Source organism: Candidatus Kinetoplastibacterium crithidii (ex Angomonas deanei ATCC 30255) (genome assembly GCF_000319225.1).
Lineage (GTDB): Bacteria > Pseudomonadota > Gammaproteobacteria > Burkholderiales > Burkholderiaceae_B > Kinetoplastidibacterium > Kinetoplastidibacterium crithidii_B.
Window position 1 is genome coordinate 602,979 of sequence record NC_019815.1, and the last position, 22,474, is coordinate 625,452.

The window sequence follows — 22,474 nt, forward strand, 5'->3', positions numbered from 1 at the left end:
TAAAATATTCCTCTTAAGAACCGCCTATACGACGAGATACAAATATTGTCGAAATAGGCAACTTAGCAGCTGCTAAGCGAAAAGCTTCACGAGCAAGCTCCTCACTAACACCTTCCATTTCATATAAAACTTTTCCTGGTTGAATTTCGGATACCCAATACTCAGGATTACCTTTCCCATTACCCATTCTAACCTCTGCAGGTTTTTGAGATATTGGCTTGTCAGGAAAAATTCGAATCCACACGCGACCGCCACGTTTTATGTGTCTGTTGATAGCGCGCCTAGCAGACTCTATTTGTCGTGCTGTTAGCCTTCCTCTACCTGTAGCTTTTAAGCCAAATTCTCCAAATGAAACATTAGCTCCACTACTTGCAAGACCTGTATTACGACCCTTCTGTTCTTTTCTATATTTTCTACGAGCCGGCTGTAACATATTTTAATCCCCTTCACTAGATGAAGAAGTTGCTGCAACTTTAACAGTTGAGCGACTACGATGACGTTGGCGTGTTGTTTTATTATCTGTCTTTTCTCCACGAGAAGATTTACGAGGCTTTCTTGGCTCATCTTCTCTCACAGTAGTATCAATTAAAGATTCGCTACTTAAAGACATGTCTCCTTTATATACCCATACCTTGATACCTATAATACCATAGGTAGTACGAGCTTCAGATGTACCATAATCAATTCCAGCCTTCAAAGTATGCAAAGGAACCCGTCCTTCTCTATACCACTCAGTTCTAGCTATCTCTATACCATTTAGCCTACCGGAACTCATAATCTTAATACCCTGAGCACCTAAACGCATAGCATTTTGCATAGCTCTTTTCATAGCCCTGCGAAACATTATTCTTTTTTCTAATTGTTGTGCTATAGAATCAGCTATCAACTGAGCATCAATTTCAGGTTTTCTTACCTCTTCTATATTTACATGAACAGGAACACCTGCTAATTTCTGCAAATCTGATTTAAGAAGTTCTATATCCTCGCCCTTCTTACCTATCACAACACCTGGACGGGCTGAATAAATAGTAACGCGAGCGTTTTTAGCTGGTCTTTCAATTAACACACGACTAACAGAAGCATTTTTTAGTTTTTTCTTCAAATACTCCCGAATCCTAATATCACCTGCCAAAATAGAACTAAAATCTCGATCTTCAGAATACCATTTAGAAGACCAGTTTCTAGAAACTGACAGACGAAACCCTGTAGGATAAATCTTTTGTCCCATATCTGCTCCTAGGATCCGACTTTAACTGTAATATGACATGTTTGCTTCTCAATACGATTACCACGACCTTTAGCTCTTGCAGAAAACCGCTTCATCGATTGACCTTTATCAATAAAAATTGCATTCACTCGCAACTCATCTATATCAGCACCATTATTATGTTCTGCATTAGCTATAGCAGAATCAACTGCTTTCTTTAAAATACCAGCAGCTTTCTTAGGAGAAAACTTAAGTATATTAAGAGCTTGTGCAACTGTTTTGCCTCTAATTAAATCAGCAACCAAACGTGTTTTCTGAGAAGATATGTGGACTCCACGAATAACAGCAGTAGTTTCCATATTTTACCTTTTCGCCTTTTTATCTGCAGCATGTCCTTTAAAGGTTCTGGTCAAAGCAAACTCTCCAAGCTTATGACCAACCATATTTTCATTAATATAAACAGGAACCTGCTGACGCCCATTATGCACAGCAATTGTCAACCCAATAAACTCAGGTAGAACAGTAGAACGCCTAGACCAAGTTTTAATTGGTTTCTTGTCTCTACCAGCAACAGCTGCATCTATTTTTTTCATAAGATGAAGATCTACAAAAGGACCTTTTTTGATCGAACGTGACATATTTGTTAGCCTTTATTTGTTTTTACGTCGCTGGACAATCATATTGCTAGTCCTTTTATTACGACGAGTTTTATATCCTTTAGCAGGAGTTCCCCATGGACTAACCGGTTCACGAGCCTCTCCTGTTCGCCCTTCTCCACCACCATGTGGGTGATCAACTGGGTTCATAGCCACACCTCTAACAGTAGGACGAACACCTCGCCAACGCATAGCTCCTGCCTTTCCTATCTGTTTAAGACTGTGCTCTGAATTACCTACTTCCCCAAGAGTAGCCCGACAATCAACATGAATATTGCGAACCTCTCCAGATCTCAGACGAATTTGGGCATAAACACCTTCTCTAGCAAGCAACACAGCTGAAGAACCGGCTGACCTAGATAACTGAGCTCCCTTACCAGGACGCATCTCTATACAATGTATAGTAGATCCAACAGGTATATTTCTAATAGGCAAAGTATTACCTGCTCTGATAGGCGCATCAGCTCCAGAAATAAGCGTTACACCTATTTCTAAATTTCTAGGGGCTATAATATAACGTCTCTCTCCATCGGCATAACATAACAAAGCAATATTAGCACTGCGGTTAGGATCATATTCAATACGCTCTACTTTTGCAGGAATTCCATCTTTATCACGACGAAAATCTACAATTCTGTAGAATTGTTTATGACCACCACCTTTATGTCTGATTGTGATATGCCCATTATTATTACGACCAGATCCTCTCTTCTGTTTTTCTAAAAGAGGAAAAAATGGATCGCCTTTATGCAAAGATTGACCTGTTATTTTAACTAACCCTCTCCTTCCAGGAGAAGTTGGTTTTACTTTTAAAATAGTCATTATGCCACCTCTGCAAAGTTAATTTCATAACCATCACGGAGAGAAATATATGCCTTTTTCTCATGACGTCTACGGCCCACAAAACGACCAAATTTCTTAACTTTACCCTTGCGGTTAAGCATAGCAACAGAGTCAACTTGCACTTTGAATAATAATTCTACTGCTGCTTTAACTTCTAATTTAGTTGCATCTGGCAACACACGAAAAATAACCTGACGATGTTTATCAGCAATAAAAGTAGCTTTTTCGGTAACCACAGGAGATAAAATTATTTGCATCAAACGTTCTGCATTCATCCTAACATCTCCTCAAGTTGCTTAATAGCACCTCTAGTAAAAAGAATTTTCTTATAGTGAACAAGTGATAGTGGATCTATATAACGAGTTTCTGTAATAGCTATATGCGGCAAGTTACGAGTAGCTAAATAAATATTCTCATCTATTTCCTCCAGGACGATTAACGCTGACGTTAAACCAAATGATTTAATCTTATTTGCAGCTAACTTAGTCTTAGGAGAATCTAACTCAAAAGATTCTATAACAGCTAAACGGTCTTCACGAACTAATTGTGACAATATAGATCTCATACCAGAACGATACATTTTCTTATTTATTTTCTGAGAAAAATTTTCTTCTGGAGAATTAGGAAATATACGACCACCTCCACGCCATAAAGGAGATGATGTCATGCCAGCTCTAGCACGACCGGTGCCTTTTTGACGCCATGGTTTCTTTGTGCTGTGTCTTACCTCAGATCTATCTTTCTGAGCACGATTTCCGGAGCGAGCATTTGCTTGGAAAGCAACAACAATTTGATGAACTAATGAGTTATTAAACTCACAAGCAAATATATTATCAAGACCACAAACAATATCATTAGAGCCATGCTCATTAAGGAGCTTTAAGTCCATTATTATAGCTCCCTATTTTTAAAAATTTTCTTAATAGCTGGTCGGACTATCAAATCAGCATCTGAATAACCAGGAACCGCACCTTTCAATAAAAGCAAATTCCTTTCAATATCTACTCTTATAATTTCAAGGTTTTGTATAGTACGTTTGACTGAACCCATATGACCAGACATCTTCTTTCCAGGAAAAACTCTACCTGGATCTTGTGCTTGGCCAATAGAACCAGGTACTCTATGAGAACGAGAATTACCATGAGAATTTCTCTGAGAACCAAAATTATGGCGCTTGATAGTTCCAGCAAAACCCTTACCTATACTTGTTCCAGTAACATCTACATATTGACCATTTTGGAAAATACTATCCACATTAATTACAGAACCTATAGAAAGATCTTTTAATTGGTCATTATTTAATCTAAATTCTTTAAGAACACTACCAGCCTCTACAGCAGCTTTAGAGTAGTGCCCAATCTGAGATTTAGATAAACGTGAGGTTTTGCGAACACCATAAGCAACCTGAACAGCATCATAGCCATCAATTGCTTGTGACTTGATTTGGGTTATGCGGTTATTTGACACATCAACTACAGTTACAGGAATGGATTCTCCATCTTCTGTAAATATACGAGTCATGCCAATTTTGCGACCTACCATTCCTAGCCTATAAGCCACAGAATTAGCTGTCGATTCTGACATTATTATCTCCATTTCGACTACGATTGGTCGATTGTTTTTTAATAAAAAATATAAAAACTAATACAGCTAAGTTTATAATAATATACTCATTACGAATAACAAGAAATATTACTATAAAAATAAACTACTGCAAAGCAATTTCTACATCAACACCTGCAGGTAAATCAAGCCTCATTAAAGCATCAACAGTTTTATCAGTAGGATCAACTATATCCATCAATCTTTGATGAGTACGAATTTCAAACTGATCTCGTGATGTCTTATTAACATGAGGAGAACGCAATAAATCATAACGTCGAATACGACTAGGTAGAGGTACTGGACCTCTAACAACAGCCCCAGTCCTCTTTGCTGTATCAACTATTTCTGCAGCAGACTGATCTATTAGTTTATAATCAAAAGCTTTCAAACGAATGCGAATCTTTTGGTTTTTCATGAAGATTCCTAAAGAACGAAAAAACGAAGGCAAAACATGCCTTCGCCACTAAAAAATAAACTAAGCAATAATTTTAGATACCACACCGGCACCAACTGTTCTACCACCTTCACGTATCGCAAATCTTAGTCCTTCTTCCATCGCGATTGGAGATAAAAGTTTCACAGTAATGCTTACATTATCACCGGGAAGAACCATCTCTTTGTCTTTAGGCAAATCGATAGTACCTGTGACATCAGTGGTACGAAAATAAAACTGAGGACGATAGCCATTAAAGAAAGGAGTATGACGGCCACCCTCTTCCTTAGATAGGACATAAACTTCAGCTGTAAATTCAGTATGAGGAGTAATAGTACCTGGCTTTGCTAAAACTTGACCACGTTCAACATCCTCTCTCTTTGTTCCTCTCAATAAGATACCAACATTATCACCAGCTTGACCTTGATCCAACAATTTGCGGAACATTTCAACGCCGGTACAAGTTGTCTTAATTGTATCTTTAATACCTACTATCTCAATTTCCTCGCCAACTTTAACAACACCTCTTTCTATACGGCCAGTAACAACAGTTCCTCGGCCAGATATTGAGAAAACGTCTTCAACTGGCATCAAAAATGTGCCATCTATAGCACGTTCTGGTGTTGGTATATAACTATCTAATGCATCAGCTAGAGCTAGAATAGCTTTTTCCCCTAGTTCCCCTTTATCACCTTCTAAGGCTAGTTTGGCTGAGCCTTTAATGATTGGAGTATCATCTCCTGGAAAATCATATTTGGACAATAATTCGCGAACTTCCATTTCTACAAGCTCGAGCAATTCTTCATCGTCAACCATATCTGATTTGTTTAAAAACACAACAATGTATGGAACACCAACCTGACGAGACAACAATATATGTTCTCTTGTCTGAGGCGATAGGACCATCAGCAGCAGAAACAACAAGAATAGCTCCATCCATCTGAGCTGCTCCAGTTATCATGTTTTTTACATAATCAGCATGTCCAGGACAATCCACATGCGCATAATGACGATTAGATGTCTCGTACTCTACATGAGCAGTGTTTATTGTAATACCTCTAGCTTTTTCCTCTGGAGCAGCATCAATCTGTGCATAACCACAAGCTTCTCCTCCAAACTTAGCTGCCAAAACAGTAGTAATAGCAGCAGTTAAAGTTGTTTTACCGTGATCAACGTGACCAATAGTACCTACATTTACATGAGGTTTACTACGTTCAAACTTGCCTTTAGCCATCTTTATACCTTAATTTTTTCAAAAAATAAACGAAACACTTACAAATTCAAAATAATTGAGTAAGCTATTTTTGTCAATATTCATTATTTAGTCCGAGCTGCTATTACTTCATCTACAACATTCTTTGGAGCTTCAGAATAATGCTTAAACTCCATAGTATATGTAGCTCGCCCTTGTGTCAAAGAACGAAGATTAGTAGCATAACCAAACATTTCAGCCAAAGGAACCTCTGACTTTATTATTTTACCACCACCAATAATATCATCCATGCCTTGTACCATACCTCTACGTGATGACAAATCACCCATTACAGTACCAGCATACTCTTCTGGAGTCTCTACTTCGACAGACATCATAGGCTCTAAAATTACAGGACTTGCTTTTCTTAAACCTTCTTTAAAAGCTATTGAACCAGCCATTTTAAAAGCATTTTCATTAGAGTCAACATCATGATATGACCCAAAAAACAATGTAACCTGAACATCAACTACAGGATATCCAGCAAGCACTCCTGATGGAATTGTTTCTTGAATACCTTTATCAACTGCTGGAATATACTCTCTTGGTACTACCCCTCCCTTAATAGCATCTATAAACTTATAACCACTACCTGGAGGCAAAGGCTCTACCTTAAGAACTACGTGACCATATTGCCCACGACCACCAGACTGTTTAATAAATTTACCTTCAGCTTGATCGCAAACTTTTCTGATTGTCTCTCTATAAGCGACTTGAGGCTTACCAACATTAGCTTCAACCCCAAACTCTCTCTTCATCCTATCTACTAATATTTCTAGATGTAATTCCCCCATACCAGAAATAATAGTTTGACCTGATTCCTCATCACTACGAACTCTGAAAGAAGGATCCTCTTGAGCCAAACGAGATAAAGCAAGACCCATTTTCTCTTGATCTGCTTTAGACTTAGGTTCTACAGCTTGAGATATAACAGGCTCTGGAAAAATCATTCTTTCTAAACTAATATGACTATCTGTATCACATAAAGTTTCACCAGTAGTAACATCCTTAAGCCCAACCACTGCAGCAATATCACCTGATAAAACTTCTTTTATTTCTTCCCGATTATTAGCATGCATTTGTAATAATCGACCTATACGCTCTTTCCTACCTTTAATAGGATTAAAAACTGTATCACCAGATTTTAAAACTCCTGAATAAACTCTAATAAAGGTTAACTGTCCAACAAAAGGATCACTCATCAATTTAAAAGCTAAAGCAGACATTTTTTCTTGATCATTAGACTTACGATAAATTTCATTACCGTTATCATCAAGACCAGCTACAGGAGGAATATCTACAGGTGAAGGCAAATAATCTATTACAGAATCCAGCATCCGTTGAACACCTTTATTTTTAAAAGCACTACCACAAAGCATAGGTTGTATTTCACATGCAATAGTTCTTTTACGAATAGCCATATTTATTTCAGACTCACTTAATGTTCCAGTCTCAAGATACTTGTCCATTAATTCTTCTGATGATTCAGCCGCAACTTCAAGCAAATTTTCTCGCCATTTATTTGCCTGTTCTTTTAAATTATCTGGAATAGGAACATAATCGAACTTTATGCCTTGACTTTTCTCATCCCAAATAATTGATTCCATTTTTACTAAATCAATAACACCTAAAAACTGATCTTCAGCCCCTATTGGTATCACTATAGGCACAGGATTTGCTTTTAATCTAGTTTTTAATTGATCATAAACTTTAAAAAAATTTGCTCCAGTACGATCCATCTTATTTACAAAAGCTAGTCTAGGCACTTTGTATTTATTAGCTTGCCTCCATACTGTTTCAGATTGTGGCTGAACACCTCCAACAGCACAATAAACCATGCAGGCACCATCCAAAACCCTCATTGACCTCTCAACTTCTATAGTAAAATCAACGTGACCAGGAGTATCAATAATATTTATCCTATGCTCAGGATAATTGTTAGCCATACCTTTCCAAAAAGCGGTTGTAGCAGCTGAAGTAATAGTAATACCTCTTTCTTGCTCTTGCTCCATCCAGTCCATAGTGGCAGCTCCATCATGGACCTCACCTATTTTATGATTAACACCTGTATAAAATAAAATACGTTCTGTAGTCGTAGTTTTACCTGCATCTATATGGGCAGATATGCCTATATTCCTATAACATTCTATAATTGTCTTACGAGCCATTATTGATCCTCATAACTTACCAACGAAAATGACTAAAAGCTTTATTAGCTTCAGCCATTTTATGAGTATCTTCCCTTTTCTTCATGGCTGCGCCACGATTTTCTGAAGCATCAATTAATTCTCCAGCTAAGCGCAAATCCATAGATTTCTCACTACGTTTCTTAGCAGCTTCTCTGAGCCATCTCATTGACAAAGCCAAACGTCTGACAGGTCTGACTTCAACAGGAACTTGATAATTGGCTCCACCTACACGTCGACTTTTCACTTCAACGATAGGTTTTATATTATTTATAGCTAGATTAAATATCTCTAAAGGATCTTTTTTTGTTTTATGACCAACATGAGAAAGAGCTCCATATACAATTCTTTCTGCAACAGCTTTTTTCCCATCTAGCATTACAACATTCATAAATTTTGCTAATTCAACACTACCAAACTTAGGATCTGGTAGTATCTCACGCTTAGGTATTTCACGACGACGTGACATTATATTTCCTTGTGTATTTCAGTTGACCCAAAATCTCATTTGGGCATAGCTATCTAATAAGAATAGCCCCTTACATGCCATATAATTATGGCCACACTTTTTATTGAAAAAGATAGCCAAAAAAACTATGCTTTCTTAGCGCGTTTCGAACCATATTTTGAACGGGCTTGTTTGCGATTTTTAACACCTTGCAAATCAAGAGAACCCCTGACTATATGATAACGCACACCAGGCAAGTCTTTAACACGACCACCTCTTACTAAAACAACAGAGTGCTCCTGTAAATTATGACCCTCTCCACCAATATACGAAATTACTTCATATCCATTAGTTAATCTAACCTTAGCTACCTTTCGCATAGCAGAATTAGGTTTTTTAGGTGTTGTAGTATAAACACGAGTACAAACACCACGACGTTGTGGACAGTTTTCTAAAGCCGGACTTTTGCTCTTAAGAACACCGACTTCTCGTGGCTTCCTTATAAGCTGACTAATAGTAGGCATATGCTTCGAAATCCCTTTATATACTTATAATAATAATTAAATTTTCTATTTCAAAAATATCAATTCTCTAAAAAAACTAACTTTACTGTAGCTCACCATATATCACGCATCATGGTAAAATTCCACATTAAAGTTAGCTGGCCAATATAACTCTGTTTTCAATAATTGTCAAAAACAACTTACAACATAACAAAGAAAACTCTTCTTATGAGTTTTCAAAAATACTAGGTCTACTTTCTGATATATTTAACTTCTCAGCTTCCATAGCAGCAATTTTAGCTTTACGAGCTTTATGATATGACAAACCAGTACCAGCTGGAATTAAACGACCAACTATCACATTTTCCTTCAAACCACGCAGATCATCTTTTTTACCCATTATAGCTGCCTCAGTTAAAACACGAGTTGTTTCTTGGAAAGAAGCTGCAGATATAAAAGAATCTGTCGAAAGCGAAGCTTTAGTAATACCAAGCAAGACATTTTCATAAGTTGCTGGTATTCCATTCTGTGATGTTACACGATCATTGTCATTTAATAAGTCTGCTCTTTCTACTTGCTCACCAGGCACAAAACTTGTATCACCAGGGTTAATAACATTAACTCTACGCAACATCTGACGAACTATAACTTCAATATGCTTATCATTGATTTTAACCCCTTGCAAACGATAAACATCCTGAACTTCATTAATTATATAAGCAGCTAAACTTTCGATTCCTTGCAAACGCAATATATCATGAGGATCCGCTGGCCCATCTACTATAGTTTCTCCTTTATTAACAACCTGGCCATCATGTACTAAAATTTGTTTCTCTTTTGCAACAAGGAATTCGTTGCTAACTCCATCTAGATCAGTAATAACTAATCTTTGTTTACCCTTAGTATCCTTTCCAAAAGAAACAGTACCTGTCAATTCAGCCAACATGCCAGCACCCCTTGGAGAACGAGCTTCAAATAATTCAGCAACCCTAGGAAGACCACCTGTAATATCACGAGTTTTTTGAGATTCCTGAGGAATTCTTGCTAAAACCTCACCAACCAAAACTTGTTGACCATCACGAACTGTAATCAAAGCCCCTACTGGAAAAGTAATACTGCTAACAACATCAGTACCTGCTATCTTAACACCTTCACCAGATTCATTAACTAATCTAATTTGTGGCCTCATAGCTATTTTATTACCCCTTATTTTAGGTGTAATAACGACCAATGTGGACAATCCAGTAACATCATCAACCTGTTTGGCAACAGTAACCCCTTCCTCAATATTTTCAAAACTTACTCTACCTGCATACTCAGATACAATAGGTCTAGTCAATGGATCCCAAGAAGCAAGAAGAACACCAGCATTTACAGCATCTCCATCACCAACCAACAAAATAGCACCATAAGGTATCTTATGTCTTTCACGCTCTCTCGAATTATCATCGAAAACAGCTAGCTCTCCCGACCTTGAAATAACTACTCTCTCTCCCTTGGGATTCGTAACATATCTCATAGTACTCATGAAACCAACAGTACCTTTAGATTTTGTTTCAACTACACTGGCCATAACAGAACGTGATGCCGCACCTCCTATATGGAAAGTTCTCATAGTAAGCTGAGTACCAGGTTCACCTATAGACTGCGCTGCAACAACACCAACAGCTTCACCTATATTAACAGCCTCTCCTCTACCTAAATCCCTACCATAACAACAAACACATAAACCTCTTCTACTTTCACATGTAAGAGGGGTACGAACTTTTACTTCATCAACACCTATTAAATCTATTTTTTCTACTAGATCCTCATCTAATAAAGAACCAGAATGTATAACTGTTTCTCTAGTATCAGGATCTACTATATCATTAATAATTACACGACCCAGCACTCTATCTCTTAGAGGTTCTATAACTTCCCCTCCTTCCATGATAGCCTTCATGTTGTAACCATGAGATGTGCCGCAATCATATTCTGTAATAACTAGATCTTGTGTTACATCTACTAATCTTCTGGTTAAATATCCAGAATTTGCTGTTTTAAGGGCAGTATCAGCTAGACCCTTACGAGCACCATGAGTAGAAATAAAATATTGCAGAACGTTCAAACCTTCTCTAAAATTTGCACTAATTGGAGTTTCAATAATAGAACCATCAGGTTTTGCCATTAAGCCACGCATACCGGCCAACTGTCTAATTTGGGCTACAGAACCACGAGCACCCGAATCTGCCATCATATAAATAGAATTAAAAGATTCCTGACGAACTTCCTCACCATGCCTGTTTGAAACAGGCTCAGTAGCTAAAAATTCCATCATTGCTTTGCCAACTCTATCACTTGCTTTACCCCAAATATCTACAACATTATTGTATCTTTCTTGAGAAGTCACCAATCCAGAAGAGTATTGTTTATCTATTTCTTTAACTTCCTTATTAGCATCTGACAAAATATTTGACTTTGCTGCAGGAATCAACATATCTTCCATAGCAATAGAAATACCGGCTTTAGTAGCAAGAAGAAAACCTGATTGCATCAAATTATCAACAAAGATAACAGTATCATGCAAACCACAACGTCTAAAAGAATTATTAATTAGTCTAGAGATTTCTTTTTTCTTTAAAGTTTTATTCAAAACAGAGAAAGATAGACCTTTAGGCAAGATTTCAGACAATATAGACCTACCAACTGTAGTTTCATAACGTTTATAAACTGGCATCCATGTATTATCATTATCGCGTTCATACTCAGTAATACGAACAGTCACACGACTTTGTAATTCTACTTCTCCTATATCATAAGCCCTTTGAACTTCAGAAACAGAAGAGAAAAACATGCCTTCTCCCTTACCATTAATACGTTCTCTAGTAGCGTAATATAATCCTAACACTATATCTTGCGATGGGACTATTGATGGCTCACCATTTGCAGGGAATAAAATATTATTCGAAGACAACATCAATGTTCTTGCTTCTAACTGAGCCTCCAATGATAGAGGTACATGGACAGCCATTTGATCTCCATCAAAGTCAGCATTAAAAGCAGCACAAACAAGAGGATGTAACTGTATGGCCTTACCACCAATTAATACTGGCTCAAAAGCTTGAATACCCAAACGATGCAAAGTAGGAGCTCTATTCAGCATAACTGGATGCTCTCTTATCACCTCTTCCAATAAATCCCATACAACTGGATCTTGACTCTCAACCATCTTTTTTGCTGCCTTAATAGTGCTAGCAAAACCCATGGATTCTAACTTATTAAAAACAAATGGCTTAAATAATTCTAATGCCATTAGCTTTGGTATACCACACTGATGTAATTTTAATTGAGGTCCTACAACAATTACCGATCTACCAGAATAATCTACACGTTTACCCAAAAGATTTTGACGGAATCTACCACCCTTGCCTTTAATCATATCAGCTAAAGATTTTAACTGACGCTTATTAGCACCAGTCATAGCCTTACCTCTTCGACCATTATCCAACAAGGAATCCACAGACTCTTGAAGCATCCTTTTTTCATTTCTTAGAATAATCTCAGGAGCTTTTAATTCTATGAGTCTTTTCAACCTATTGTTACGATTGATAACTCTACGATATAAGTCATTTAGATCAGAAGTTGCAAACCTGCCACCATCCAATGGAACAAGAGGCCTTAAATCAGGAGGCAATACCGGAAGAACTTCTAAAATCATCCATTCAGGCTTCAAGTTAGACCTTTGAAAGCCTTCAAGAACTTTTAAACGTTTTGAGATTTTTTTGATTTTTGACTCTGAAGAAGAAACTTTTAACTCATCTCTCAAAACATGAATTTCTTGTTCAAGGTCTATATTATGCAATAACTCTCTTATAGCTTCAGCACCCATAAGAGCCTTAAACTCATCTCCATACTCTTCATTCTTTGCATAAAAATCATCGTCAGACATAATCTGACCACGTTTCAAAGGTGTCATTCCAGGATCTATGACACACCAAGCTTCGAAATATAGAACTCTTTCTATATCTCTCAAGGTCATATCTAAAACCATCCCTAACCTAGAAGGCAAACTTTTTAAGAACCATATATGAGCAACAGGACTAGCAAGTTCAACATGCCCCATCCTTTCTCTTCTGACTTTTGCAGAAGTTACCTCAACACCACATTTTTCACAAATAACGCCACGATGTTTAAGACGTTTATATTTACCACATAAACACTCATAATCCTTAATTGGACCAAATATTCTAGAACAAAACAAGCCATCTCTTTCAGGCTTAAAAGTTCTATAGTTAATAGTTTCTGGTTTACGTACTTCACCATAAGACCACGAACGAATTTTCTCTGGAGAAGCGACACTAACTTTAATAGCATCAAACTGCTCATCTTGTGAAACCTGTTTAAAAAGGTCAAGTAGCGCCTTCATTAGTTACGCTCCAAATCTATATCCAAACCCAAAGAACGAATTTCTTTTACTAATACATTAAAAGACTCTGGCATACCTGCATTTATTAAATGATCGCCTTTAACAATGCTTTCATAAACTTTAGTTCTTCCAGTTATATCATCTGATTTAACAGTCAACATTTCCTGAAGAGTATAAGCAGCACCATATGCCTCTAAAGCCCATACTTCCATCTCACCAAAGCGTTGACCACCACACTGCGCTTTACCACCAAGAGGCTGTTGAGTAACTAAAGAATAAGGCCCAGTAGATCTAGCATGCATCTTATCATCAACTAAATGGTGTAATTTTAAATAATGCATATAACCAATTGTAACTGGTCTCTCAAATTTGTCACCAGTGCGGCCGTCAAATAACCATGCTTGAGTTCTAGAATTCGTTAACTGAATTTTTTCAGCAACATCATCTGGATAAGCTAAAGACAATAATTGAGATATTTCATCCTCATTTACACCATCAAAAACAGGGGTAGCAACAGTCAAACCATTTTTTAAATTATGAGCAAGCTCTAGAATTTCTTTATTATTCAACTGATTAAGATCCACATTTGCCCCTCCACAATTATAAATCTTATTCATATAAGAACGAATTTCTTCTGTTTTCTTCTCATATGACAAAAGATCATTGATTCTTTGACCAATGCCTTTAGCAGCCCAACCAAGATGAACTTCTAAAACTTGACCAACATTCATTCTAGATGGAACACCTAGAGGATTAAGCACAATATCAACAGGCGTTCCATCAGCCATATGAGGCATATCCTCAACAGGAACAATTCTAGAAACAACACCCTTATTACCATGCCTGCCAGCCATTTTATCACCAGGCTGTAATCTCCTCTTAACAGCAAGATAAACCTTTACCATTTTCATAACACCAGGTGGCAATTCATCTCCCTGGGTTAATTTTTTACGTTTTTCTTCAAAGTAAATATCAAATTGCTTTCTTTTATCTTCAAGAGATAATTTTACTTGTTCTAATAACGAAGCATACTTATCTTCTGTAAGACGAATATCAAACCAAAACCACTTATCTAAAGAGTCTAAATATTCTTTAGTAATAATAGAATCCTTCACTAAACCATAAGGACCTCCATTTACTTTTTTACCAATCAATACCTTCTCTAATCTAGAAAACTGATCTTTCTCAACAATACGTAGCTGATCATTCAAATCTTGTCGATATTTATGTAAATCGTAATCAATAATAGATTGAGCTCTATTATCACGAATCACTCCTTCCCTAGTAAATAACTGCACATCAATTACTGTTCCGCTCATTCCTGATGGAACACGCAAAGAAGTATCCTTCACATCAGAAGCTTTTTCTCCAAAAATAGCTCTTAATAATTTCTCTTCTGGGGTTAATTGTGTTTCTCCCTTAGGAGTTATCTTGCCAACTAAGACATCGCCAGCTGCAACCTCTGCCCCAATATAAGTAATACCAGAATCATCCAACCGATTTAATTGAACTTCAGATAAATTACTAATATCCCTTGTAATTTCTTCTGGCCCAAGCTTAGTATCTCTCGCAACAACAGTTAGTTCCTCAATATGAATTGAGGTGTATCTATCATCAGAAACAACCTTTTCAGAAATTAATATAGAATCTTCAAAGTTATAACCATTCCAAGGCATAAAAGCCACCAACATATTCTGACCTAATGCAAGCTCACCAAGATCTGTAGAAGCACCATCTGCTAGTACATCTCCTTTCGAAACATTATCACCAAACTTAACTATTGGTCTTTGGTTGACATTTGTATTTTGATTGGACCTTGAATACTTATTCAAATTATATATGTCCACTCCAACTTCACCATCATTATTTTCAGAATCATGGACCTTAATTACAATACGATCAGCATCAACATAATCAACAAAACCTCCACGCAATGCCTGAACTGTAGTTCCAGAATCAACGGCAACTATCCTCTCAATACCAGTACCAACAATTGGTTTTTCTGGCATCAAACAAGGAACAGCCTGCCTCTGCATATTAGCTCCCATTAACGCTCTATTAGCATCATCATGCTCTAAAAATGGAATCAATGACGCAGCAACTGAAACTATTTGGGAAGGAGCCACATCCATATAATGAATGCTTTTGGAAGAAGTAAGAAGTGTTTCTCCTGACTCTCTGCATGCTATTAGATCATCAATAAAATAATTATTACTATCTAATTCTGCATTGGCCTGAGCAATAACATACTTACTTTCTTCAATAGCTGATAAATAATCTATTTGATCTGTAACTTGACCATCTATAACTTTGCGATAAGGTGTTTCTAAAAATCCATAATCATTTAAACGAGCATATAAAGACATAGAGTTTATAAGCCCTATATTAGGACCCTCTGGAGTTTCTATAGGACAGACTCGACCATAATGAGTAGGATGTACATCTCTAACCTCAAAGCCAGCACGTTCCCTAGTTAAACCACCAGGTCCCAAAGCAGATACTCTTCGCTTGTGTGTAACCTCAGATAAAGGATTAGTTTGATCCATAAATTGAGATAATTGACTAGATCCAAAAAACTCCTTTATAGCAGCAGAAATTGGTTTTGAATTTATTAAATCATGCGGCATTAAACTATCTATCTCAGCCTGTCCTAATCTCTCTCTAACAGCTCTTTCAACTCTAACAAGACCAGATCTAAATTGATTTTCAGTTAACTCGCCAACACATCTCACCCTTCTATTTCCGAGATGATCAATATCATCGACTTGGCCATAACCATTACGCAAATCAACTAAAACCTTTATAGATTCTAAAATATCATCATTAGTAAGTGTTGTGGAAGAACCGCAAGAATCTTTATCTCTATTAAGACGACTATTTAGTTTCATACGACCAACTCTAGATAAATCATAGGTTATATCGTTAAAAAACAGACGTTCAAGAAGAGCATTTACAGCCTCTTCAGTTGGTGGTTCCCCAGGACGCATCATACGATAAATAGCAATTCTTGCAGAAAGTTGATCCACAGTCTCGTCGATACGTAATGTTTGAGAAATATAAGAACCTCTATTTAAATCATTTATATATAAAGTTTTAATTGATTTAATACCATGTTTTCTTAATGACTCTAATACAGTTTCAGTAATTTCATCATTTACATTAGCAACTAATTCTCCTGTTTCTGGATCAATAACATTAGCAGATAAAACCCTACCAACTAAGAAATCATCCTTAACTAGAATCTGTTTTATTCCTTGTTTTGATATTTCTCTGAGGTGCTTTGAATTAATACGCTTATCTTTCTCTACTATGATGACGCCATGTTTGTCAGATATATCAAAACTAACAACCTCACCTTTCCACCTATCAGGAATAAATTCTAAAATAGCACCTGTTTCGTTTAAAGCAAATACATCTGAATCAAAGAAATAAGATAGTATAAACTCAGGCGAAAAACCAATTGCCTTAAGCAAAATAGTCACAGGCATCTTACGACGACGGTCTATACGGAAAAATAAAATATCTTTAGGATCAAACTCAAAATCAAGCCAAGATCCTCTATAAGGAATAATTCTTGCTGAAAAAAGCAATTTACCAGAACTATGGGTTTTCCCCTTATCATGCTCGAAAAAGACACCTGGAGAGCGATGTAATTGCGAAACAACAACACGCTCCGTACCATTGATGATGAAAGAGCCAGAAGAAGTCATTAACGGAATTTCTCCCATATAGACCTCCTGCTCTTTAACTTCTTTCATAACATGTTTACTAGATTCCCTATCCATTAGCACTAAACGTAATTTAGCACGCAAAGGAGAAGCAAATGATAAACCGCGCTGTTGACATTCTCTTACATCAAAAACAGGCTTACCAAGCTCATAACTAACAAACTCCAATCTAGCAAGTTCATTATGACTAACTATTGGAAAGATCGACAAAAAAGCGGCCTGCAAACCATGAACTGAACGCTTTAAAGAGTCAACCTCAAACTGTAAAAAAGTTTGATAAGATTGCAGTTGAGTTTCCAATAAACATGGAATTTTCTGTACATCTGCACGCTTAGCAAAGCTTTTACGAATGCGCTTTTTTTCGGTATACGAATAAGGCATGGACACTCCGACTCGAGATTACAAAAGCCGTCACTACGGCTCCAGGTTGATACGTTTCCAGGAAACTCTTGTTTCTAAAAGCTTCCTGGAAACGCAAAAGCCCGGAAACAACAAAACAGTTATTCCGGGCGAAATTAAAAACATTATTTAATTTCTGCTTTTGCTCCAGCTTCTTCTAATTTCTTCTTGATTGTATCAGCTTCAGCTTTAGCTACTCCCTCTTTAACTGCTTTAGGGGCACTGTCAACTAGATCTTTTGCTTCTTTCAATCCTAAGCTAGTAATTTCACGAACAGCCTTGATAACACTTACTTTATTAGCACCAACCTCTAACAACATTACATTAAATTCGGTCTGTTCTTCTACGGCAGCAGATGCTGCTGCTGTAGGGGCAGCCACAGCGACAGCTGCTGCTGCTGAAACACCAAATTTTTCTTCCATATCTTTAATCAGCTCCGATAATTCGAGAACTGTCATATTAGATACTGCTTCAAGAATTTCACTTTTACTTAACGACATTTTAAAGAACTCCAAAATTACATTATGCCAGACAAAAATTGCCTAAATATTTAACAAACTAATAAAAATCTTCAAAAAAGAATTACTTTTTTAAATCACATACGGCTGAAAGACCTCTTACAAATTTTGTAGGAATCTCATTAAGAGTACGAACAAATTGTGCAATAGGAGCCTGTAATGTTGCAACCAATTTAGCCAACAATTCTTCCCTTGAAGGCATATTAGCTAAAGCAACAACAGCAGTATAATCTAACAAGTAATTAGGCAAAGCACCTGCCTTAATTATTAACCTGTCATTATTTTTAGCAAAATCAGCTAAAACCTTAGCTGCCGATACAGGATCTGAACTAACACCATAAATCAATGGCCCATTCAATTTATCAACCAACAATGCAAAATCTGTATCTGCAATAACACGGCGTGCTAACGAGTTTTTTAAAACTCTTATATACACACCAGAATCACGCGCAATTTTACGCAATGAAGAAATAGAAGCGACATCAAGACCTCGATATTCAGCAATAACAACAGACTGAGCATCTGATATTTTTAACTGCATCTCTTGAATAACTGTCGCTTTCTCTTGACGATTAAGACTCACAGGCGAAATACTCCACTAAAAAAACGTTAAAAACAATCAACGTTACCCGGAATCGGCGTCTAGCTGAGTTCTTACATAAAAGAAATCACTTCACAAATACGCCGTCTACGTTGGAATTGATACAAAACACAATATTAAGCAAAACTACATAAAGCTCCAACGATCTTTGACTGAAATGTCTATACAACTAAACATAGCGTTCAAAGCACAAAAACAAAACAACTATTAACCTATAGAAGATAGGTCAACCTTTACACCTATTCCCATTGTCGAAGACAAAGAGATTTTTCTCAAATAAACACCTTTAGAAGATGCTGGCTTATTTTTCTTTAAAGCATCAACTAAAGCTACCGCATTAGAAACTAAACTATCTATTCCAAATGAAGCCCTACCTATAGTAGAATGTATTATACCATTTTTATCTGTTCTATATTGAATTTGACCTAATTTAACATTTTTAACAGCTTCGGCTACATCCATGGTAACAGTACCAACTTTAGGATTAGGCATCAAACCACGAGGACCCAAAATTTGACCCAAAGAGCCAACAATCTTCATTGCGTCAGGAGATGCAATGACCACATCAAAATTAATTTGACCTGATTTTATAGAATTAGCTAAATCTTCAAAACCAACTATATCAGCACCTGCTAACTTAGCTGCTTCAGCTTTGTCTCCTTGAGCAAAAACAGCTACTCTCACCTGTTTTCCAGTTCCAGATGGTAAAATAACAGAACCACGAACCAATTGATCAGATTTTTTTGCATCGATACCAAGTTGCACAGCTATATCTATAGACTCATCAAATTTAGCATTAGCAGTATCTTTTAATAATTGCAAAGCGTCAGAGATAGTATAGTTCTTAGAAGAATTTACTTTACTTGAAATATTAATAATTCTTTTACTTAATTTCTTCACGATTAAACACCCTCCACTTTGACGCCCATACTACGGGCACTGCCAGCTATAGTGCGAACAGCAGCATCTAAGTCAGAAGCCGTTAAATCAACAGCCTTAGCTTTGGCTATGTCTTCAGCCTGTTCTCTAGTTAAAACCCCAACCTTATCAACATGAGGCTTAGCAGAACCCTTTTGCAAAGAAATTGCTTTTTTTATCAGCACAGTTGCCGGAGGAGTTTTTAATATAAAAGTAAAACTCTTATCAGCAAATGCTGTAATAACAACAGGAATTGGAAGGCCAACTTCCATACCTTGTGTTTTAGCATTAAAAGCCTTACAAAACTCCATAATATTCAGACCTCTTTGACCCAAAGCTGGGCCAATAGGAGGAGACGGGGTTGCCTTACCAGCAGGCACTTGCAACTTAATAAAACCTACTATTTTTTTTGCCATTAACTTATCTCCTAATGGGTAATATCGCTATAAAAGCTCCCCATACCACAAAACAATCAAGTCTTCTCTACTTGACTAAAATCAAGTTCTACAGGAGTAGATCTACCAAAAATTGTTACAGAAACTCTGATCTTATTTTTCTCATAGTTTACTTCTTCAACGTTACCATTAAAGTCAGCAAAAGGACCATCCTTCACTCTTATTATTTCACCTATTTCAAATAGGACTTTCGGCCTAGGTTTCTCAAAACCTTCTTCCATCTTAGAAAGAATTTTTTCAATTTCAGAACTTGCAATAGGCGTAGGTTTATTACCATGACCACCTAAAAAACCTGTAATGCGATTTGTATTTCTAACTAAATGCCATGTTTCATCTGTTAAATCCATTTCAAGCAACATATATCCAGGGAATATAGATCTCTCAGTAATAGATTTATGACCATTTTTGACATCTATTACCTCTTCAGAAGGAATTAGTATCCTCCCAAATGAAGAACGCAAACCAGCAGCATCAATACGATCATTTAGTACTTTTAAAACATTCTTCTCCATGCCTGAAAAAACATGAATAATGTACCAACGTTTATTCATCTAAGCTACCTATTTCCATCCCAAAAAAAGAACATAAAGCAAATATTCTATACATTTATCGATAATCAAAATAAACAAACTAACAGCAAAAGCGAAAACAAATACAACAAGGGTCATTCTTAAAGATTCTTTACGCTGAGGCCAAGACATCAACTTTACCTCAAAAAAAGAATCTTTTACAAAACAAATAAGAGACCGACCCTGTTTGCTAAAAGCAAACAATGTAACTGACAAAACAACAAAAAAGACAAAAACCAACAGTCTTTCATAAAAGCTTCTATTATTTAGAAAACTAAAACTAATAAAAGAGCTCAAAAACAACAATACAGATAAAAAAATTTTAATTTATCAGTAAAACCAACAGAATTTTCTAAATTAGAATTAGACATTTTCAACCTATGCCAAAACACTATTGATGGCAGGGGCAGTAGGAATCGAACCTACAGCCTTCGGTTTTGGAGACCGACGCTCTGCCAATTGAGCTATACCCCTATAACATAGAATGGTAAATATTCTAACAACAGGGATATATATTACTACTAAAAAATAAACTAAGCAATAATTTTAGATACCACACCGGCACCAACTGTTCTACCACCTTCACGTATCGCAAATCTTAGTCCTTCTTCCATCGCGATTGGAGATAAAAGTTTCACAGTAATGCTTACATTATCACCGGGAAGAACCATCTCTTTGTCTTTAGGCAAATCGATAGTACCTGTGACATCAGTGGTACGAAAATAAAACTGAGGACGATAGCCATTAAAGAAAGGAGTATGACGGCCACCCTCTTCCTTAGATAGGACATAAACTTCAGCTGTAAATTCAGTATGAGGAGTAATAGTACCTGGCTTTGCTAAAACTTGACCACGTTCAACATCCTCTCTCTTTGTTCCTCTCAATAAGATACCAACATTATCACCAGCTTGACCTTGATCCAACAATTTGCGGAACATTTCAACGCCGGTACAAGTTGTCTTAATTGTATCTTTAATACCTACTATCTCAATTTCCTCGCCAACTTTAACAACACCTCTTTCTATACGGCCAGTAACAACAGTTCCTCGGCCAGATATTGAGAAAACGTCTTCAACTGGCATCAAAAATGTGCCATCTATAGCACGTTCTGGTGTTGGTATATAACTATCTAATGCATCAGCTAGAGCTAGAATAGCTTTTTCCCCTAGTTCCCCTTTATCACCTTCTAAGGCTAGTTTGGCTGAGCCTTTAATGATTGGAGTATCATCTCCTGGAAAATCATATTTGGACAATAATTCGCGAACTTCCATTTCTACAAGCTCGAGCAATTCTTCATCGTCAACCATATCTGATTTGTTTAAAAACACAACAATGTATGGAACACCAACCTGACGAGACAACAATATATGTTCTCTTGTCTGAGGCATAGGACCATCAGCAGCAGAAACAACAAGAATAGCTCCATCCATCTGAGCTGCTCCAGTTATCATGTTTTTTACATAATCAGCATGTCCAGGACAATCCACATGCGCATAATGACGATTAGATGTCTCGTACTCTACATGAGCAGTGTTTATTGTAATACCTCTAGCTTTTTCCTCTGGAGCAGCATCAATCTGTGCATAACCACAAGCTTCTCCTCCAAACTTAGCTGCCAAAACAGTAGTAATAGCAGCAGTTAAAGTTGTTTTACCGTGATCAACGTGACCAATAGTACCTACATTTACATGAGGTTTACTACGTTCAAACTTGCCTTTAGCCATAAACATAACTCCAAGTGAGGA

Annotated in this window: 21 protein-coding genes, 1 tRNA gene and 1 pseudogene; all 23 read right to left on the reverse strand. The window is 36.8% G+C overall.

Going from position 1 to position 22,474, the window contains the following annotated elements:
* Positions 1-13: 13 nt before the first annotated feature.
* Entirely contained in the window at positions 14-433 is a 420-nt protein-coding gene (gene rplP, locus CKCE_RS02855) for a 50S ribosomal protein L16 (RefSeq protein ID WP_015238820.1), read from the reverse strand.
* Positions 434-436: 3 nt separating this feature from the next.
* Positions 437-1,228, reverse strand: coding sequence for a 30S ribosomal protein S3 (gene rpsC, locus CKCE_RS02860; RefSeq protein WP_015238821.1), 792 nt, complete (start codon positions 1,226-1,228; stop codon positions 437-439).
* Positions 1,229-1,236: 8 nt separating this feature from the next.
* The gene (gene rplV / locus CKCE_RS02865) at positions 1,237-1,566 is read right to left on the reverse strand and encodes a 50S ribosomal protein L22 (RefSeq protein ID WP_015238822.1); all 330 of its coding nucleotides are present in this window, start codon (positions 1,564-1,566) and stop codon (positions 1,237-1,239) included.
* Between the two features lie 3 nt (positions 1,567-1,569).
* The gene (gene rpsS, locus CKCE_RS02870; RefSeq protein WP_015389202.1) at positions 1,570-1,845 is read right to left on the reverse strand and encodes a 30S ribosomal protein S19; all 276 of its coding nucleotides are present in this window, start codon (positions 1,843-1,845) and stop codon (positions 1,570-1,572) included.
* Between the two features lie 12 nt (positions 1,846-1,857).
* On the reverse strand, positions 1,858-2,685 hold the full coding sequence (gene rplB, locus CKCE_RS02875; protein ID WP_015238824.1) for a 50S ribosomal protein L2: 828 nt from the start codon (positions 2,683-2,685) through the stop codon (positions 1,858-1,860).
* Complete coding sequence (rplW, locus tag CKCE_RS02880) at positions 2,685-2,981, reverse strand: 50S ribosomal protein L23 (RefSeq protein WP_015238825.1); 297 nt, start codon at positions 2,979-2,981, stop codon at positions 2,685-2,687. Before rplW ends, rplB begins: the two co-directional genes overlap by 1 nt.
* A complete protein-coding gene (rplD, locus tag CKCE_RS02885) occupies positions 2,978-3,595 on the reverse strand; it encodes a 50S ribosomal protein L4 (RefSeq protein ID WP_015238826.1) in 618 nt (205 codons plus the stop codon). Before rplD ends, rplW begins: the two co-directional genes overlap by 4 nt.
* 2 nt (positions 3,596-3,597) lie before the next feature.
* The gene (gene rplC, locus CKCE_RS02890) at positions 3,598-4,302 is read right to left on the reverse strand and encodes a 50S ribosomal protein L3 (RefSeq protein WP_015238827.1); all 705 of its coding nucleotides are present in this window, start codon (positions 4,300-4,302) and stop codon (positions 3,598-3,600) included.
* A gap of 112 nt (positions 4,303-4,414) precedes the next feature.
* Complete coding sequence (rpsJ, locus tag CKCE_RS02895) at positions 4,415-4,726, reverse strand: 30S ribosomal protein S10 (RefSeq protein WP_015389203.1); 312 nt, start codon at positions 4,724-4,726, stop codon at positions 4,415-4,417.
* A gap of 60 nt (positions 4,727-4,786) precedes the next feature.
* Positions 4,787-5,978: pseudogene (gene tuf / locus CKCE_RS02900) on the reverse strand (elongation factor Tu).
* 83 nt (positions 5,979-6,061) lie between these two features.
* Positions 6,062-8,164, reverse strand: coding sequence for an elongation factor G (fusA, locus tag CKCE_RS02905; protein WP_015238831.1), 2,103 nt, complete (start codon positions 8,162-8,164; stop codon positions 6,062-6,064).
* 16 nt (positions 8,165-8,180) lie between these two features.
* Positions 8,181-8,651 (reverse strand): 30S ribosomal protein S7, encoded by a 471-nt coding sequence (rpsG, locus tag CKCE_RS02910; protein WP_015238832.1) that lies wholly within the window; start codon positions 8,649-8,651, stop codon positions 8,181-8,183.
* 125 nt (positions 8,652-8,776) lie between these two features.
* On the reverse strand, positions 8,777-9,154 hold the full coding sequence (rpsL, locus tag CKCE_RS02915; protein ID WP_015389204.1) for a 30S ribosomal protein S12: 378 nt from the start codon (positions 9,152-9,154) through the stop codon (positions 8,777-8,779).
* Between the two features lie 205 nt (positions 9,155-9,359).
* Positions 9,360-13,541, reverse strand: coding sequence for a DNA-directed RNA polymerase subunit beta' (rpoC, locus tag CKCE_RS02920; RefSeq protein WP_015238834.1), 4,182 nt, complete (start codon positions 13,539-13,541; stop codon positions 9,360-9,362).
* Positions 13,541-17,650 (reverse strand): DNA-directed RNA polymerase subunit beta, encoded by a 4,110-nt coding sequence (gene rpoB, locus CKCE_RS02925; RefSeq protein WP_015238835.1) that lies wholly within the window; start codon positions 17,648-17,650, stop codon positions 13,541-13,543. The genes rpoC and rpoB overlap by 1 nt, the downstream gene beginning before the upstream one ends.
* A gap of 143 nt (positions 17,651-17,793) precedes the next feature.
* Positions 17,794-18,168: a 50S ribosomal protein L7/L12 gene (rplL, locus tag CKCE_RS02930; protein WP_015389205.1), complete on the reverse strand. Its 375-nt coding sequence runs from the start codon at positions 18,166-18,168 to the stop codon at positions 17,794-17,796.
* An 82-nt stretch (positions 18,169-18,250) separates the two neighbouring features.
* Positions 18,251-18,769: a 50S ribosomal protein L10 gene (gene rplJ / locus CKCE_RS02935; RefSeq protein ID WP_015389206.1), complete on the reverse strand. Its 519-nt coding sequence runs from the start codon at positions 18,767-18,769 to the stop codon at positions 18,251-18,253.
* Between the two features lie 225 nt (positions 18,770-18,994).
* Positions 18,995-19,687, reverse strand: a complete 693-nt coding sequence (rplA, locus tag CKCE_RS02940) for a 50S ribosomal protein L1 (RefSeq protein ID WP_015238838.1) — start codon at positions 19,685-19,687, stop codon at positions 18,995-18,997.
* A gap of 2 nt (positions 19,688-19,689) precedes the next feature.
* Positions 19,690-20,121, reverse strand: a complete 432-nt coding sequence (gene rplK / locus CKCE_RS02945) for a 50S ribosomal protein L11 (protein WP_015238839.1) — start codon at positions 20,119-20,121, stop codon at positions 19,690-19,692.
* Positions 20,122-20,177: 56 nt separating this feature from the next.
* Positions 20,178-20,711 (reverse strand): transcription termination/antitermination protein NusG, encoded by a 534-nt coding sequence (gene nusG / locus CKCE_RS02950; protein ID WP_015389207.1) that lies wholly within the window; start codon positions 20,709-20,711, stop codon positions 20,178-20,180.
* Positions 20,712-20,720: 9 nt separating this feature from the next.
* Positions 20,721-20,861: a preprotein translocase subunit SecE gene (secE, locus tag CKCE_RS04035; protein ID WP_263987858.1), complete on the reverse strand. Its 141-nt coding sequence runs from the start codon at positions 20,859-20,861 to the stop codon at positions 20,721-20,723.
* A 266-nt stretch (positions 20,862-21,127) separates the two neighbouring features.
* Positions 21,128-21,203 (reverse strand) — tRNA-Trp (locus CKCE_RS02960).
* A gap of 59 nt (positions 21,204-21,262) precedes the next feature.
* Positions 21,263-22,453 carry an elongation factor Tu gene (gene tuf / locus CKCE_RS02965; RefSeq protein ID WP_015238841.1) on the reverse strand — a complete coding sequence of 397 codons (1,191 nt, stop codon included), beginning with the start codon at positions 22,451-22,453 and terminating at the stop codon, positions 21,263-21,265.
* Between the last annotated feature and the right edge of the window lie 21 nt (positions 22,454-22,474).

What these genes read in the sequence shown, in the direction of transcription:
- secE (WP_263987858.1), bottom strand. Translation starts at nt 20,861, where the DNA reads ATGTCTTGGCCTCAGCGTAAAGAATCTTTAAGAATGACCCTTGTTGTA.
- rpsL (WP_015389204.1), bottom strand. Translation starts at nt 9,154, where the DNA reads ATGCCTACTATTAGTCAGCTTATAAGGAAGCCACGAGAAGTCGGTGTT.
- rplC (WP_015238827.1), bottom strand. Translation starts at nt 4,302, where the DNA reads ATGGAGATAATAATGTCAGAATCGACAGCTAATTCTGTGGCTTATAGG.
- rplP (WP_015238820.1), bottom strand. Translation starts at nt 433, where the DNA reads ATGTTACAGCCGGCTCGTAGAAAATATAGAAAAGAACAGAAGGGTCGT.
- rplK (WP_015238839.1), bottom strand. Translation starts at nt 20,121, where the DNA reads ATGGCAAAAAAAATAGTAGGTTTTATTAAGTTGCAAGTGCCTGCTGGT.
- rpoB (WP_015238835.1), bottom strand. Translation starts at nt 17,650, where the DNA reads ATGCCTTATTCGTATACCGAAAAAAAGCGCATTCGTAAAAGCTTTGCT.
- tuf (WP_015238841.1), bottom strand. Translation starts at nt 22,453, where the DNA reads ATGGCTAAAGGCAAGTTTGAACGTAGTAAACCTCATGTAAATGTAGGT.
- rplL (WP_015389205.1), bottom strand. Translation starts at nt 18,168, where the DNA reads ATGTCGTTAAGTAAAAGTGAAATTCTTGAAGCAGTATCTAATATGACA.
- rpsC (WP_015238821.1), bottom strand. Translation starts at nt 1,228, where the DNA reads ATGGGACAAAAGATTTATCCTACAGGGTTTCGTCTGTCAGTTTCTAGA.
- rplV (WP_015238822.1), bottom strand. Translation starts at nt 1,566, where the DNA reads ATGGAAACTACTGCTGTTATTCGTGGAGTCCACATATCTTCTCAGAAA.
- rpoC (WP_015238834.1), bottom strand. Translation starts at nt 13,541, where the DNA reads ATGAAGGCGCTACTTGACCTTTTTAAACAGGTTTCACAAGATGAGCAG.
- nusG (WP_015389207.1), bottom strand. Translation starts at nt 20,711, where the DNA reads ATGAATAAACGTTGGTACATTATTCATGTTTTTTCAGGCATGGAGAAG.
- rplB (WP_015238824.1), bottom strand. Translation starts at nt 2,685, where the DNA reads ATGACTATTTTAAAAGTAAAACCAACTTCTCCTGGAAGGAGAGGGTTA.
- rplW (WP_015238825.1), bottom strand. Translation starts at nt 2,981, where the DNA reads ATGAATGCAGAACGTTTGATGCAAATAATTTTATCTCCTGTGGTTACC.
- rpsJ (WP_015389203.1), bottom strand. Translation starts at nt 4,726, where the DNA reads ATGAAAAACCAAAAGATTCGCATTCGTTTGAAAGCTTTTGATTATAAA.
- rplD (WP_015238826.1), bottom strand. Translation starts at nt 3,595, where the DNA reads ATGGACTTAAAGCTCCTTAATGAGCATGGCTCTAATGATATTGTTTGT.
- rpsG (WP_015238832.1), bottom strand. Translation starts at nt 8,651, where the DNA reads ATGTCACGTCGTCGTGAAATACCTAAGCGTGAGATACTACCAGATCCT.
- rpsS (WP_015389202.1), bottom strand. Translation starts at nt 1,845, where the DNA reads ATGTCACGTTCGATCAAAAAAGGTCCTTTTGTAGATCTTCATCTTATG.
- fusA (WP_015238831.1), bottom strand. Translation starts at nt 8,164, where the DNA reads ATGGCTCGTAAGACAATTATAGAATGTTATAGGAATATAGGCATATCT.